The organism is Salinimicrobium sp. WS361 (assembly GCF_050750585.1).
Classification (GTDB): Bacteria; Bacteroidota; Bacteroidia; order Flavobacteriales; family Flavobacteriaceae; genus Salinimicrobium.
In genome coordinates, this window is the sequence record NZ_JBOJLM010000006.1 from 209,643 (window position 1) to 223,471 (window position 13,829).

Here is a 13,829-nt window from a genome sequence, read left to right on the forward strand (position 1 = left end):
TTTACTGCAGCAAGGCCCAAATACTTAGAAACTGAAATCTAATATGTTAACTCTGTGCTTCTTCTTTATTTCTTATAACAAGCCTGAATCCTTCCCCATGAATGTTAAGGATCTCAACGTTCTCATCCTTTTTAAGGTATTTACGTAGCTTGGCAATATAAACATCCATACTTCGGGATGTAAAATAGTTGTCGTCTCTCCAAATCTTTGTTAGTGCAAGCTCTCTTGGCATAAGATCGTTCTCATGTAAAGCGAGCAGGCGCAGCAATTCATTTTCTTTTGGAGAAAGTTTTGAAGGCTCTTCATCCCTAAAGGTAAGGAAGCGGAGCTTTGAATTGAGGTGGAAATCTCCAATCTGGAATTCAAACTGCTTGCTATCGGCCACACTATCTGTAGCTTTACGCTGCATAATGGCTTTGATCTTCATAAGCAGTACTTCACTGTCAAAAGGCTTGTTGAGGTAGTCATCTGCCCCTACTTTGTAACCTTTCAACACATCTTCTTTCATTGCTTTCGCAGTTAAAAAGATAATTGGCACTTCTTCGTTCTTTTCCCGAATTTCTTTGGCCAGGGTGAAACCATCTTTATAAGGCATCATTACATCAAGAATGCAAAGATCAAAATCATCTTTTTTAAACTTTTCAAATCCTTCCATTCCATTTTTGGCATGAGTGACCTCATAATCGTTCATGGCCAGGTAATCTTTTAATACCGTTCCAAAGTTTGGATCGTCTTCAACTAGTAAAATCTTCTTATTTTCAGTTTCCATAAATTAAGATATTAGTGGTAGTTTAATTATAAATGTACTTCCTTTTCCTTTTTCACTTTCCACGCTAATTTGTCCGTGGTGATCATCAAGGATACGCTTTGCATAGGCAAGACCCAGGCCGTGGCCTTTCACATTATGGATATCTCCCGTATGCTCACGATAAAACTTCTCAAATATTTTTTTCTGCACAGGTTTCGTCATTCCGCTCCCCTGGTCACGTACCTTCATTACAATGTAGTTCTTTACATTCTCGGTATAGATATCAATCTTTGGTGTATCTGGAGAATATTTTACTGCATTGTCCAGCAGGTTCACTATTACATTGGTAAAATGGGTTGGGTTTGCCAGAATGGAAGCCCTTAAAGCTCCAAAATGGGTTTGCACATACCCCTGTTTGTCTTCTACAATTAGCTCTACATGGGTTATAGCTTCTTCAATCAACTCATGTAAATCAAGTCTTTCTTTTTTAAGGTCCAGTTCGTTCTTTTCGAGCCGGGAAATTCGCAATACGTTCTCTACCTGGGCATGCATTCTTTTATTCTCATCCCTTATCATGCGGTGATAATGCGCCACCTTTTCGGGATTGTTCATCACCTTCGGATTCTTAATAGCATCAAGCGCCAAATTTATTGTCGCAATAGGGGTTTTGAACTCGTGCGTCATGTTATTAATAAAATCCGTTTTTATCTCGGATATCTGTCTTTGCTTTATCAACTGAGAGAGCGCACTGGAATAAGCTATCACAATAATAAGCGTAAAAATAATTGATAAAGCCGCCATCAAAGTAATGGAAGACAATACAACCTGTTTCTTTTCAGTGAAATTTACGAACAATTGGTAATTGTTACTGCTATTCCCCGAAGTAAAAATAGGCACCCTGTAAGTGGACCTGGCATCAAGTTCAAAATTATCTGACTGTACCTTGGTAGCCAGACCATTACCGTAAATTCCGTATTCAAAGGAGGTATTCATCCCCCTGTTGCTTAGTTCCGTCTGGATCAAATCTTCAAGGTATGACCTGGAAACCCGCTCATGCAGAGGTTTCCTGCTCGTATATTCGCTCACAGTGGAACGGATAAATTCCTTCTCTACATCTTTCATCCTAAAGATGCGGTTGATCCTGCCAGTGGTAGAAAGCATATTCTCATTCATACTGTCGTTCTCCACCAGCTTTGACACCTTCCGGTTAATCAATTTTTTAAACTGAACGGTATCAACAGATGCATCCAGAAAAGCGGTAGAAAGCTTAAAATCTTCCTCTAAACTTCCCTGTGAAGATAGGTAAACATCATCTGAGAATTCTTGCTGTTCTTCAAATATTTCGTTTATAATAGCGCTGTCTGCCTGCGCGCCCAAACTGTCTACCAATTCCTGCATCGCGAAATAGTAGTTCTCCAGCTCGTTATTCTCTACTTCATTAGCTACTCTTCGCAGTATCTGTTTAGCATTAAAAGAGAACTGCTCTTCTTTGCTCTCAACTGTATTTTTTATCCAAAATCCCTGAACAAATATAATTCCTATAAGAGAGAGGCTCATGAGAACCACCAAAAGAAAAAATATCTTTTTGTTCATATCTTCAAAAGTATGATTTTAACATTTAGCCAAAATACCCTTTAACCAAAAGTTAACAAAAGAAATCCAGTATTTACGCGCTCTAGACGAGGGTTTCATGTAGTTCATGCACTGCTTTACGGGTGCTGGAGAGCTCCTTATTTTCGATGATAAAGTCGGCTAATTTCGCCTTTTCTTCATCACTCCACTGGTTGTTCATTCTGGCTTCGATTTCTTCGAGGGTAGATTTGTCGCGTTTTTTAAGCCTTTCAATCCTTCGATCTAGTGGGGCCGTGATAAGGAGATTGAAATCGCACTTTTTATATCCCCCGGATTCAAACAGAATGGCTGCTTCATAAATCACATAGGGCGCCACCTGCTCTTTTTTCCACGATTCAAAATGCCGGGCCACAGCAGGGTGTATAATAGCATTTAATTGCTCAAGTTTCTCGCGGTCTCCAAAGACTTTTGAAGCAATATATTTTCTTTCGGGCAGCCCATTTTTATAGCTGTGTTCTCCAAAAAGTGCTTGTACGGCCGATTTTACCTCAGGGTTGATTACCATTAATTGTTTGGCTTCATCATCGGCGATAAAAACCGGAATACCAAGTTCTTTAAAGAAACCCGCAACAGTAGTTTTTCCACTTCCAATTCCTCCCGTAAGTCCTACTACTTTCATTTTTTGATAATAAACTGAATTCTCTTCTCATTAAGCCGAAGGTTTGAGGTGAAGTCGGGTTTTTTGATCACCTGGGGAATAAGAAAATCCTGCTCGCCCCTTACCTCGTTGAAATCTACCACCACCCTAAAATCTGAAGCTGTTACTTTATTAAACTCCTTCAGGTTGACCTGGTAGAACAAAACCACTTCCTTCGGAAAAATCACCACATTAAGCCCTCGCGGCACATTCATAATTTCAATAGGTACCTGCACCTTTCCTTCAGTAAACTTTTCAACATCCAGGCTATACTCCACGTTATTGCTGTAAAAAGTGACATTAGGTAGTGCAGTGGTATCAAGATACACTGTACCTTCTCTATCGTTCTTTACTTTTGAAAGTGTAAGCGGCTCGGTAAGAAGCCTCGAAAGGGTGTCTAAAACGTTATCTGGGCCGCTCACCATAATGGAGTCGGGTGTAAACTGAAGATCACTTACAGCCGAATATCCGGCGGCATACTCTATATTACTTCGGAAGATCACCGGCAGCCTTTTTTCCTGTTTCTGTTCAAAATTCACGGTGAGCACCTCTTTCAGGAATTCATTATCATCCATATCGAGTTCCAGTTGAGACTGAAGGTTAGCCCTGTTTTCAATAAGGTCGTACACCAGGTTACCGTCATCTACATGGGCCTGTGCAAGGTCTATAGTTATGGTGGGTGCAAAAAGTGAGAACCAGGCAACAGTAAAACCGTTCTCCTGCACTCTTAACTGAAGGCTTTCAGGATTGTTGAGCAGCAATTTATCTGGCGGCACGTTCACATACTCCACAGGAATTTCTATCACTTCACTGTACTGCTTTGAAAACTGCACAAAGATCCAGATCACGATCGCAAAGAACAGAAAGAACAAAAATGAATTGAAGTCGGTTTTTTTAAACCGCGCCTTTGTAACCGTTTTGAACCTATTGAGCATGTTTAAAAAATAGCTTTGGAAACCTCTCTTCCGGATCCATGTTAAACATCCTAAGATAGCAGGTTGACTTGCAGAAACCAAACCCATAACCCAGAAATTGTACGAGAGCAGCTACAATAGAAAAACCTGCAATTTTAATACTGGCGTTACGCACCAAAGAATGGAAAAACAGAATCAGCAAATACACCACATATACCCACAAAGGCAAAAACCATCCAAAAAAAGCAAAAATCACAGCTGCCACAAGCCCAAAACTAAATAAAGTCGGAAACCAGTACGTGATCTTAGCCGACTCCGGGTGCCACTTATTCAAAATTGGCCTTACCATTCCAAATTTATTCACCTGCCGGTAAAACTTCTCCCAGTCTATACGCCGCTTGTGGTACACAAAAGCTTCGGGGAATAATCGGCTTGAAAAATTCCCTTTTTGAAGCCTAAGTGCCAGGTCGGGATCTTCGCCGGGGTGAATCCTTCCGAAGCCACCACTGGCAAGAAACGCTTCTTTTGACAATCCCATATTAAAGCTGCGGGGTTCAAATTTTCCCAGCATCTTCTTTCCCCCTCTAATTCCGCCGGTAGTCAAAAAAGATGTCATGGTATAGTTTATTGCCTTCTGCAGGTCACTAAAGCCTTCATGGGCAGCGTCGGGACCGCCAAAACAATGAACAAAATCCTGCTGCAGCTCTTTTTCAACTTTAGTAAGATAATGAGGCGGTAAAAGCACATCAGAATCCAGGATCAAAAAGTAATTTCCGGCAGCACGGGCCATTCCGTAGTTCCGGGAATCACCGGGACCTGAATTCGGCTTTTTAAAGTAGCTGATCTTCAGTAATTCTGCATATTCCTGCACCACTTCTTCCGAAGAAATTGAAGAACCGTCTTCCACGATCACCACTTCAAAGGCTTTGCCGTAGTCGAGTTCACACATGCTTTGCAGCAGCTCCCTGATCTCGGCCGGGCGATTGTAAACGGGAACAATAAAGGAGAAGGACAGCTTCATAGCACAAATGTATTAAAGAAAGTGGGACAGGCACCAAAAAATAAGAGGCCTCAAAAATGACATTTTTAAGACCTCTTACTATCGATATTTGAACTAGCTTACTCTCCTTTTCCCTTTACAAAAGCTTCCATCACCTGCTGGCTCACTCCCATATTGGAGAAACCACCGTCGTTGAAAAGATTTTGCAGGGTAACTCTTTTTGTAAGGTCTGAAAACAGGGTCACAATATAATTTGCACAATCCATTCCTGTTGCGTTTCCAAGCGGCGACATTTCATCGGCATAAGCGATAAATCCGTCAAAACCTTTCACGCCGGTACCTGCAGTAGTAGGCGTGGGCGACTGGGAAATAGTGTTCACCCTTACTTTTTTCTCTTTTCCAAAGAAATATCCAAAACTACGGGCTATAGATTCAAGATATGCCTTGTTATCGGCCATATCGTTATAATCTGGGAATACTTTTTGAGCAGCGATATAAGAAAGCGCCATAATGCTTCCCCACTCGTTCATGGCGTCCTTTTTATAAAGGCTCTGCATGGTTTTATGGAAAGATACAGCCGATACGTCCCAACCTTTGGTGGTGAAATCGTAATTCATATCGGTGTAATGGTTCCCTTTTCGAACATTGACCGACATTCCAATTGAATGCAGTACAAAGTCGAGTTTCCCACCAAGAATTTCCATGGCTTTATCTACAAGATTGTCCAGGTCTTCTACACTGGTAGCATCTGCAGGGATGATTTGCGAATTTGTCTTGTCGGCAAGATCTTTAATATTCCCCATTCGCATGGCAATAGGCGCGTTGGTAAGTACAAATTCTCCTCCTTCTTCATGTACACGCAAAGCGGTTTTCCAGGCAATAGAGTTTTCGTCTAAGGCTCCAAAGATGATCCCTTTCTTTCCTTTAAGTAGATTATATGACATGGTTTGGTTTTATAGTTTTTATTAAGCGGGTAAATATAATAAACATCTTTTAATTCAGAAGCGCTTTCGCATGGGCGACGGCAGAATCGCTAATGTTTTTGCCTCCAAGCATCATGGCCAGCTCCTCAACCCGCTCTTCTCCCCTGAGTTCCTTAATGTTGGTAATGGTGCTGTTAACGGCATCTTCTTTATAAATTTTGAAGTGCCTGTCCCCTTTTCCGGCAATTTGCGGAAGGTGTGTAATAGCAATAACCTGCATGTTTTTCCCCATTTTTTGAAGGATACCGGCCATCTTTTGAGCAATATCGCCCGAAACCCCTGTATCTATCTCATCAAATATAATGGTAGGCAACTTGCTGTAAGTGGCGAGTATACTTTTCACTGCCAGCATGATTCGCGACAATTCCCCGCCCGAAGCAGCCTTTTTAATATCATTATAGCTCCCGCCTTTGTTGGCTGCCAGCAACCAGATAAGTTTATCCTGCCCGTTATGAAAAAAGTCCTTTTGCTGCTCCAGCTCAATTTTTAGTGTAGCGTTGGGCATTCCAAGATCGGCAAGTATGGTCTCGATTTCCTTCACAAATTTCGGGATCACACTTTTTCGGGCAGCGTGCAGATCTGTTGCTATTTTATGCAGATCTTCTTTCTTTTCTGAAATGGCTTTTTCTGAATGTGCTATTTCTTCTTCGGCATTTTCTGAAACTGCTACTTTCTTTACGAGTTCTTCCTCGATCTGTTTTAGTTCATCTACAGTTGCAACTGCGTGCTTCTTCTGAAGGTTATACAACACCTGAAGCCTTGCGTTCACCTGCTCCAGCTCTGCCGGATTGGCCTCTACTTTATCTAAAGCCGATTCGAGTTCGGCAGCTATATCATCTAATTCAATATTCAGGCTTTGCAGCCGCTCAAAAAGCTGCTGATAATTACCTGAAATGCCCGAAATGCGCTGCAGATTGTTCTTTGCTTCCCTTAAAGCAGCGGCGGCACCAATCTCTTCCTGCTGAATGTGATTTACAGCACTACCAAGTTGATCTGTAAGCTGCTCTACATTGCTGAGTTCCTCGTAGCGCTCTTCAAGTTCTTCTTGCATGCCGGTTACCAACTTTGCCTGCTGCAGTTCGGTGAGCAGAAAAAGGTTGTAATCGTATTCTTTGGTAGCCTGCACCTGTTCTTCCCGCAACTGCTGTAGCTGCTTTTGAAGCACCTTGAGCTGCTGCATTTCGGCCTGATACTGCTTGAGCCTGGAAGCATTTGCCGCCAGGGAATCGATGACCAGGAACTGGTAATCGTTATCACCCAGGCTCAAAGTCTCGTGCTGACTGTGAATATCAAGCAGTCTTTCCCCAAGCACCTGGAGAGAAGAAAGATTTGCAGGCGTATCGTTTATAAATGCCCGGCTCTTGCCGGAAGGAAGAATCTCCCTCCTTATAATAGTTTGTGTTTCGAAATCGAGGTCTTCTTCGGTAAAAAGGGCTTTTAGATCATAAGAAGAAATGTTGAAGCTTCCTTCAATAACACATTTCTTTTCTTTGTCCCTTATTGCACTGTAGTCGGCACGCTTACCCAAAAGAAGGGAAAGAGCCCCGAGCATAATAGATTTACCCGCCCCGGTTTCTCCTGTAATTATCGTAAAACCACTTTGAAGATCCATTTGGATGTCTTCAATTAGAGCGTAATTTTTTATAGAAAGGCTTGTAAGCAAGAGAATGAAAATTTTGGTTAAAGATAAGGCAAAATTCTATGGGCAGTAAGCAATTAACAGGGAGCAAATTTAAAAGAATCAAATGGCAGGCACCAAATTTGGTAGATTAATTTCCGAAGAAAAAAATCATCCCGACTCAGAAGGAATTTCTTCTGAAAGAATCCAATCCTCTCAAAAATGGCAATTTTAATGAGAAAAAACTCCTGAAGCTTTGTGAAAAAAATACCTTAAAAGAAAGATGAATATTTTTCTCATCTGCGATCAAGTAAAAGTGGCGTTTAAAAAATGCACTATCAGTATAACTGGCTGTTTCTTTATAGAAATGAACACTAAAAAAAAATAGTTCTCAAAAAAGCCATTTTAGGATAGCCATTATTGCACCTGGCCTCATGAAAAATCTTCTAATGAGACTTCATTAATCCGGGCAATAAGCCTGTTCACAGCAGCAGGCTTTAATGAGTTCTTCGCATAATTACCCACGATATGCTTTTCCATAACATACGTAATTAAATGACACCTTGCCTGACTGTAGATTTTATTGTTTTGCCGTTGCAACATCTCCTGTTTAATTTCAAAAGTAAAAAGATCCTCTTCGGATGATGACGTCATCATAACGCATATATAAATTTCATCAGCGTCGTATACATCTTCGTTGGAAATAATAATTGCGGGGTGGGTTTTTGTTTCTTTACTGTAAGGAAGATCAAAAAAAACTTCTATGATGTCTCCTCGTTTAAAAAATGCCATTTATTTTGCGAGAAGTGTTTCGGTGTATTTCGAATTCATTTTAATCACTCCCCTCTTTAAAGAATCTTCCGAAGAAAATTTTTTCTTGTTTTGAAAAGTAATCCGATGTAAACGACCTTCAATTTTGTAAAGGATATTTTGCATGTAGATATATTTTTCCTTTACATTCTGATTTTCGAAATAGCTAACCTTCTGAAGCTCTTCCCCAATTTTATCCATTTTTGAAATCGTCTTTTTTGTAGATTGTAAGAGTTTCATAGCTCCATCTTCATCAAGGTTCTCTATATGTTTTAAAGAACCTTCTAAAGAGAGAATAAAGGAATCTAATTCCTGACAAAAGCTCTTTAAACTTCTGTTTAAAAAAAAGTGCAAAAATCTTGATATAAGAGAGGTTCTACCTGCGTTTTTAACTACAGGACGAGCCATTTGTTCTATATCAATTGATAAATACATTGTTACTGGTGTAATCTAAATTTATACAAAAATACGATATTATATCCATTTTGGTTTTAAAGTTATGATAAACCACTCTTTTACAGATTATTGCTAACGACTCGAATAGCGAAAGCTACAGTTTAAAAACTCTAACTTCTGCTTATAGCTTAAACTTTAAAGATCCTCTCAAAAATGACAATTTTTGCAGCTATGTTGGCGCGGATTTTTAATCCGAGCCGAACCTTTAATCCAAAATAGAGGCCTCGACTCGGCTCGACCTGAACATCGATGTAGATTTTAAGTCAGCCTTACCCTCTAATACACAATATTCGACCATCTTTCAGAAAAAGTAGGGGCGAGATTGTTGAGGGCTTCTACCACCTCCCGGGTGTTTACCTGAGGACCACCACTAAAGATTTGTTCCACTTCGTCGGCCTTGGCATCAAAAAAGGTACGGAGTAAAAGTGAGTTGGGACGACGGCTATTCATTCGCTGCAAATCCATTATTGCCCCGGCCACGGCTTCCTTACCCTTTTGTGGAGACATGTGCATTACATCTAATCCATTGCGGTGATAGGCGTAAAGCGCTTCGCGATAACCGGAATATGTATTTGACAGCAAATTCGCATTGAGCTGGTAACGAGACCTATTGCCGTCTGTTCCTTTCCAGCCACTGTAAGAACTCTGCTGTGCAGTACCTACAACCTGATTGGCAACTTGAAAATAAGGCGTTCCACCCTGTTCACTGAAGGTATCGGCATCGAGGCCCAGAATGGTATACACATAGAAACCAATTACCGAAACCAGGTTTGAATCAAATTGATTGGGACTAAACTCAAGCGGCTCATATTCGGAATAATTAAAAGCCAGCTGTTCATCGTTAAAGTTCAATACAGGCGTGATCATTGTAGAGCCAAAAACAGGACGGGACGACTGCACCTGAATGCTTCCTGAAAATTTATTGCCGTCATAGCTGCTGATGTTGATAAACATGCTGCAGTTGATACGCTCCTGCGGAAGAAATTCCCTGTCTGTCCAGCGTGTTTGATTCACAAACTCACTAATGGCGTTTTCCAGGGTCTTAAATACCGATGCATTTGCCTGGCCTGTTTGTTCAGAATTCACCACAACCTGGCAATTTAGCTCCTGCGCCTCTACGGCAAGACTGAAACAAAAGACACACAAGAAAAGAATTATTCTATTCATCTAATAACAGGATTATTTCATTCAGGATATCCTGAGCCACTTCTCTTTTTGACTTCAGCTGAAAAGCTTTTACTTTCTCATCCTTGAACAGGATCTTTACTTTATTGGTTTCAGACTTAAAGCCTGCACCCGAATCATTCAGGGAATTGAGAACAATAAAATCGAGGTTCTTTCTCTTTAACTTCCCACTTGCATTCTCCTCTTCATTTTCAGTTTCCAAAGCAAACCCAACCAGTAGCTGATGCTTTTTCACCTCTCCAAGAGAGGCTAATATATCAGGATTCTTTACCAGCTGAAGCTCCATAGTCTCTGCCGATTTCTTGATCTTTTGAGACGCCGAAATCTTCGGGCGATAGTCAGACACAGCAGCCGATGCAATAGCAATATCTACTTCAGAAAAATGATCTGTAGCAGCTTTGTACATCTCCACAGCGCTTTGTACTCTAATCAGCCTTATATCTTCATTAGGGTTCTCTAAATGTGTAGGCCCAGAAATCAAGGTGACTTGAGCTCCGGCAGCATGTGCAGCCGCAGCGAGTTCAAAGCCCATTTTCCCGCTGGAATGATTTCCTATAAAACGTACAGGATCAATAGCTTCGTATGTTGGCCCCGCAGTAATTAGCACTTTTTTGTTGTAAAGCGGAAGATTTTCAGCAAGATGATTTGTAATGAACTTCACGATATCTTCGGGCTCGGCCATTCGGCCTTCGCCGGTTAAGCCACTAGCAAGCTCCCCGGAAGTAGCCGGAATCATAATATCTCCAAATGAGCTGAGACTTTCAAAGTTTTCTAAAGTAGAAGGGTGCTTGTACATATCAAGATCCATAGCCGGGGCGAAATAAACCGGGCACCGGGCAGAAAGATAAGTAGCAAGTAAAAAATTATCGCTGTGCCCCTGTGCCATTTTTGAAAGAGTATTGGCAGTAGCAGGTGCAATAAGCATAAGATCGGCCCAAAGGCCCATTTCCACGTGATTGTTCCATTCATCATTATCGTCTTCCTCTTTGGTGAAAGAAGAGATAACTCCATTTTTGGAAAGGGTGGATAAGGTAAGAGGGGTAACAAATTCTTTGGCTGCAGGGGTCATGATCACCTTCACCTGCGCCCCGGCCTTAACAAACAGCCGCACCAGAAATGCTGTTTTATAAGCGGCTATACCCGCGGTAACGCCGAGAAGTATTTTTTTGCCGCTTATTACAGACATAGCTTTTTATTCTTCGCTCTTTGTGTTGCGATAGTAGATTTTCTCTTCCAGCCACTCCTGAACCGCAAGTGCATGTGGCTTAGGTAGTTTTTCATAGAATTTAGAAACTTCGATTTGCTCCTTGTTTTCAAAGATCTCATCAAGGCTGTCGTTGTAAGTAGCAAATTCATCAAGCTTTTCAAGAAGTTCTTTCTTGATCTCACCGTTTATTTGCGTAGCTCTTTTAGAAATAATTGAAATCGCCTCATAAATATTGTTAGTAGTAGAGTCGATCTTGTTCTTATCAAGCGTCGTAGTGTTTAGTGGAGCATCCGTTCTCTTTAGATCTATCATATTCTCGTCTCAGATTTATAATTGTTGTTCTTTTGTTTCAATGTCTTTTAAAGCAGTATTGGCCATCTCAATATATTCTCCTTCGGGATAATATCTCTGGTAGTCTTCATAAAATCCCCGTGCTTTTGCAAGCCTTTCGGGCATGGCATAAGCGTAGCTGTTGATAGCGTAAAGATAAGCCGACTCAAACTTGTAATACAGTGCCTTCTCTCTAAAGGGAGAACCCGGATATTGAGAAATAAAATTATCAAATGCAGTCATGGCCGCAACGTAATTTTCTGTATGGTGATACTGTTTGGCAATCTCATATGCTTTTCGCTCCAGTTTTACCCTAAGCTCTGTGGCCAGCTTATTAGCTTCATCCATTCTTTCGCTTTCTGGGAAACGGTTAATGAACTCCTGCATTTTGCTAATCCCCTTTATGGTTTCAGTTTGATCAAGATAGTATGCCGGTGAAAGGAAGTAATAACTTTTTGCTCCTTTAAAAGCAGCTTCTTCCAGCTTTTCACTTTCAGGATAACTTTCCACAAAACGCTCAAACTGATAGCCTGCCAGGAAGTAATCATTAAGTTCGTAATAAGTATCAGCAAACATAAAGGTCACTTTCTGACCCTGTGGCTTACCTCTGAACTCGGGCACCAATTGCTCAAACAGCCTGAGTGCTTTCCTGTATTTTCTTCGGGAGTTTCCCTCGCCTGCCTTGGCTTCGTTGTACAGTTTCTCTGCAGTTGAATATTTTAGACCGGTATCTTTACTCTTTAAAACCTTTTGGTACTCACCACAAGAGGTAAAGAGGAAAATTACACTTAATAATAAGATTACTTTTTTCATCCTGAATTTTAACATCTGGCAAAAATACTCTTTTCTGCTTTATTATAAAAACTTTAGTTCCAGCATAAATTCGCCTTAAACCAAAGGATTTCTGCCGGTTTATGAATTAGAAATTACCTAAAAAGGTTTCGATTTTTTCGTTCAGATTGTCGGTTGAAGAAACCAAAGGTAGCCTTAGCTTGTTCTTTCCAATTCCTTTCATTTGCAACAGTGCCTTTATCCCCACAGGATTTCCTTCAGCAAAAATAAGATCGATAGAAGGTGCCACTTTATAATGTAACTGGTAAGCTTCATTTACTTTTCTTTCAAGACCCAGGCGCACCATTTTAGAGAACTCGGCCGGAAGACCCTGACCAATGACCGAGATCACCCCGTGACCACCGGCAAGAACCATAGGCAATGTTACCATATCATCTCCCGAGATCACCAGGAAACTGTCGGGTACCGCATCAATAATCCTCATAGCCTGCACAATATCTCCCGCGGCTTCTTTGATCCCAATAATATTCTCAACCTGCGACAGTCGCTTTATCGTCTCGGGCAGCATATTAGAACTTGTTCTACCCGGCACATTATACATGATTATGGGTTTTGGCGATGCCGCTGCCACAGCTTTATAATGCTGAAAAATGCCTTCCTGAGAAGGTTTGTTGTAATAAGGAGAAACCGATAATACTGCATCAAAAGCAGAAAGATTGGTGCTGGATACCTCTTCGCAAACTTTGGCAGTATTATTCCCGCCAATTCCCAGTACTAAAGGAATACGACCATTGTTTTCTGAAACTACCGTATCAATAACGAGTTGTTTTTCCTGGGCGGTAAGGGTTGCGCTTTCGCCGGTAGTTCCTAAAACTACCATATAATCTATCCCGTTATCAATTTGGAAATTCACCAGCTTTCTTAGCGCTTCCTCATCTACGGAAAGATCATCTTTAAATGGGGTGATTAAGGCAACACCCGTACCAATAAATTTATTCATTTAGGTTGTTGTATTTAATATTTTCAGATATTTTTTTAGTTCATGTATGAATACTTCAGCTTCTGAAATTTCTGCGGAAATATTCAGGTCAAAAATGGCATTTTCATCATTCCTTTTCCTTCCTACTTTTAACTGTGCCCGGCTAACCGAAACGAGAAAATCTGCCAGTTTATTTTCTTCAGCAGTAAAAGAAATCAAAACATCATACTGAGTGTTCAAAAATGCTGAAGCACCTTCAGAAATCCTGCCATTCCAGCTAAAGTCGGCATTAGAGATCACAGGGTATTCAAAAATGCCATTTTTGACACCCTTTTTGCGACCAAACACAAAGCATACCTCATGCTGCTGCAGGGACAAATCCTGCTTCAGCTTCAAAAAAGGCAAAAAAGCTTTTTCATCTTCAGCATCAAGAATTAATCCGAGTCTGCAATTTCTTGCTTCAGCAACAGTATTTTCTACCGGTGACCGTAATTTTTTTTCGCGCCAGGGCGAGCCTCATTTCACTGAATTTCACCGG

The 13,829-nt window shown here is 40.9% G+C and carries 14 protein-coding genes and 1 pseudogene; all 15 read right to left on the bottom strand.

Features of this window, described 5'->3' with window-relative positions:
- Positions 1-46 precede the first annotated feature (46 nt).
- Entirely contained in the window at positions 47-769 is a 723-nt protein-coding gene (locus ACQ93I_RS08315) for a response regulator transcription factor (protein ID WP_266068874.1), read from the bottom strand.
- A 3-nt stretch (positions 770-772) separates the two neighbouring features.
- Entirely contained in the window at positions 773-2,341 is a 1,569-nt protein-coding gene (locus tag ACQ93I_RS08320) for a sensor histidine kinase (protein ID WP_431698080.1), read from the bottom strand.
- A gap of 82 nt (positions 2,342-2,423) precedes the next feature.
- Entirely contained in the window at positions 2,424-2,999 is a 576-nt protein-coding gene (gene coaE / locus ACQ93I_RS08325; RefSeq protein ID WP_431698081.1) for a dephospho-CoA kinase, read from the bottom strand.
- Positions 2,996-3,952: a CdaR family protein gene (locus tag ACQ93I_RS08330; RefSeq protein WP_431698082.1), complete on the bottom strand. Its 957-nt coding sequence runs from the start codon at positions 3,950-3,952 to the stop codon at positions 2,996-2,998. Before ACQ93I_RS08330 ends, coaE begins: the two co-directional genes overlap by 4 nt.
- Positions 3,942-4,952 (bottom strand): glycosyltransferase, encoded by a 1,011-nt coding sequence (locus ACQ93I_RS08335; protein ID WP_431698083.1) that lies wholly within the window; start codon positions 4,950-4,952, stop codon positions 3,942-3,944. Before ACQ93I_RS08335 ends, ACQ93I_RS08330 begins: the two co-directional genes overlap by 11 nt.
- A 98-nt stretch (positions 4,953-5,050) precedes the next feature.
- Positions 5,051-5,875 carry an enoyl-ACP reductase FabI gene (locus tag ACQ93I_RS08340; protein ID WP_345598737.1) on the bottom strand — a complete coding sequence of 275 codons (825 nt, stop codon included), beginning with the start codon at positions 5,873-5,875 and terminating at the stop codon, positions 5,051-5,053.
- A 49-nt stretch (positions 5,876-5,924) separates the two neighbouring features.
- Positions 5,925-7,577: a DNA repair protein RecN gene (gene recN / locus ACQ93I_RS08345; RefSeq protein ID WP_431698084.1), complete on the bottom strand. Its 1,653-nt coding sequence runs from the start codon at positions 7,575-7,577 to the stop codon at positions 5,925-5,927.
- Positions 7,578-7,964: 387 nt separating this feature from the next.
- Positions 7,965-8,324 (bottom strand): type II toxin-antitoxin system PemK/MazF family toxin, encoded by a 360-nt coding sequence (locus ACQ93I_RS08350; RefSeq protein WP_431698085.1) that lies wholly within the window; start codon positions 8,322-8,324, stop codon positions 7,965-7,967.
- A complete protein-coding gene (locus ACQ93I_RS08355) occupies positions 8,325-8,582 on the bottom strand; it encodes a hypothetical protein (RefSeq protein WP_431698086.1) in 258 nt (85 codons plus the stop codon). It lies immediately after the preceding gene.
- Between the two features lie 492 nt (positions 8,583-9,074).
- The gene (locus ACQ93I_RS08360) at positions 9,075-9,965 is read right to left on the bottom strand and encodes a DUF4835 family protein (RefSeq protein WP_431698087.1); all 891 of its coding nucleotides are present in this window, start codon (positions 9,963-9,965) and stop codon (positions 9,075-9,077) included.
- On the bottom strand, positions 9,958-11,169 hold the full coding sequence (gene coaBC, locus ACQ93I_RS08365) for a bifunctional phosphopantothenoylcysteine decarboxylase/phosphopantothenate--cysteine ligase CoaBC (RefSeq protein WP_431698088.1): 1,212 nt from the start codon (positions 11,167-11,169) through the stop codon (positions 9,958-9,960). Before coaBC ends, ACQ93I_RS08360 begins: the two co-directional genes overlap by 8 nt.
- 6 nt (positions 11,170-11,175) lie before the next feature.
- Positions 11,176-11,502, bottom strand: coding sequence for a DNA-directed RNA polymerase subunit omega (locus ACQ93I_RS08370; RefSeq protein WP_274704439.1), 327 nt, complete (start codon positions 11,500-11,502; stop codon positions 11,176-11,178).
- Positions 11,503-11,517: 15 nt separating this feature from the next.
- Entirely contained in the window at positions 11,518-12,333 is an 816-nt protein-coding gene (locus ACQ93I_RS08375; protein ID WP_431698089.1) for an outer membrane protein assembly factor BamD, read from the bottom strand.
- A 106-nt stretch (positions 12,334-12,439) separates the two neighbouring features.
- Complete coding sequence (dapA, locus tag ACQ93I_RS08380) at positions 12,440-13,312, bottom strand: 4-hydroxy-tetrahydrodipicolinate synthase (RefSeq protein ID WP_431698090.1); 873 nt, start codon at positions 13,310-13,312, stop codon at positions 12,440-12,442.
- Positions 13,313-13,777, bottom strand: a pseudogene (locus ACQ93I_RS08385) (DUF6913 domain-containing protein); the annotation flags it as partial.
- Positions 13,778-13,829: the final 52 nt, after the last annotated feature.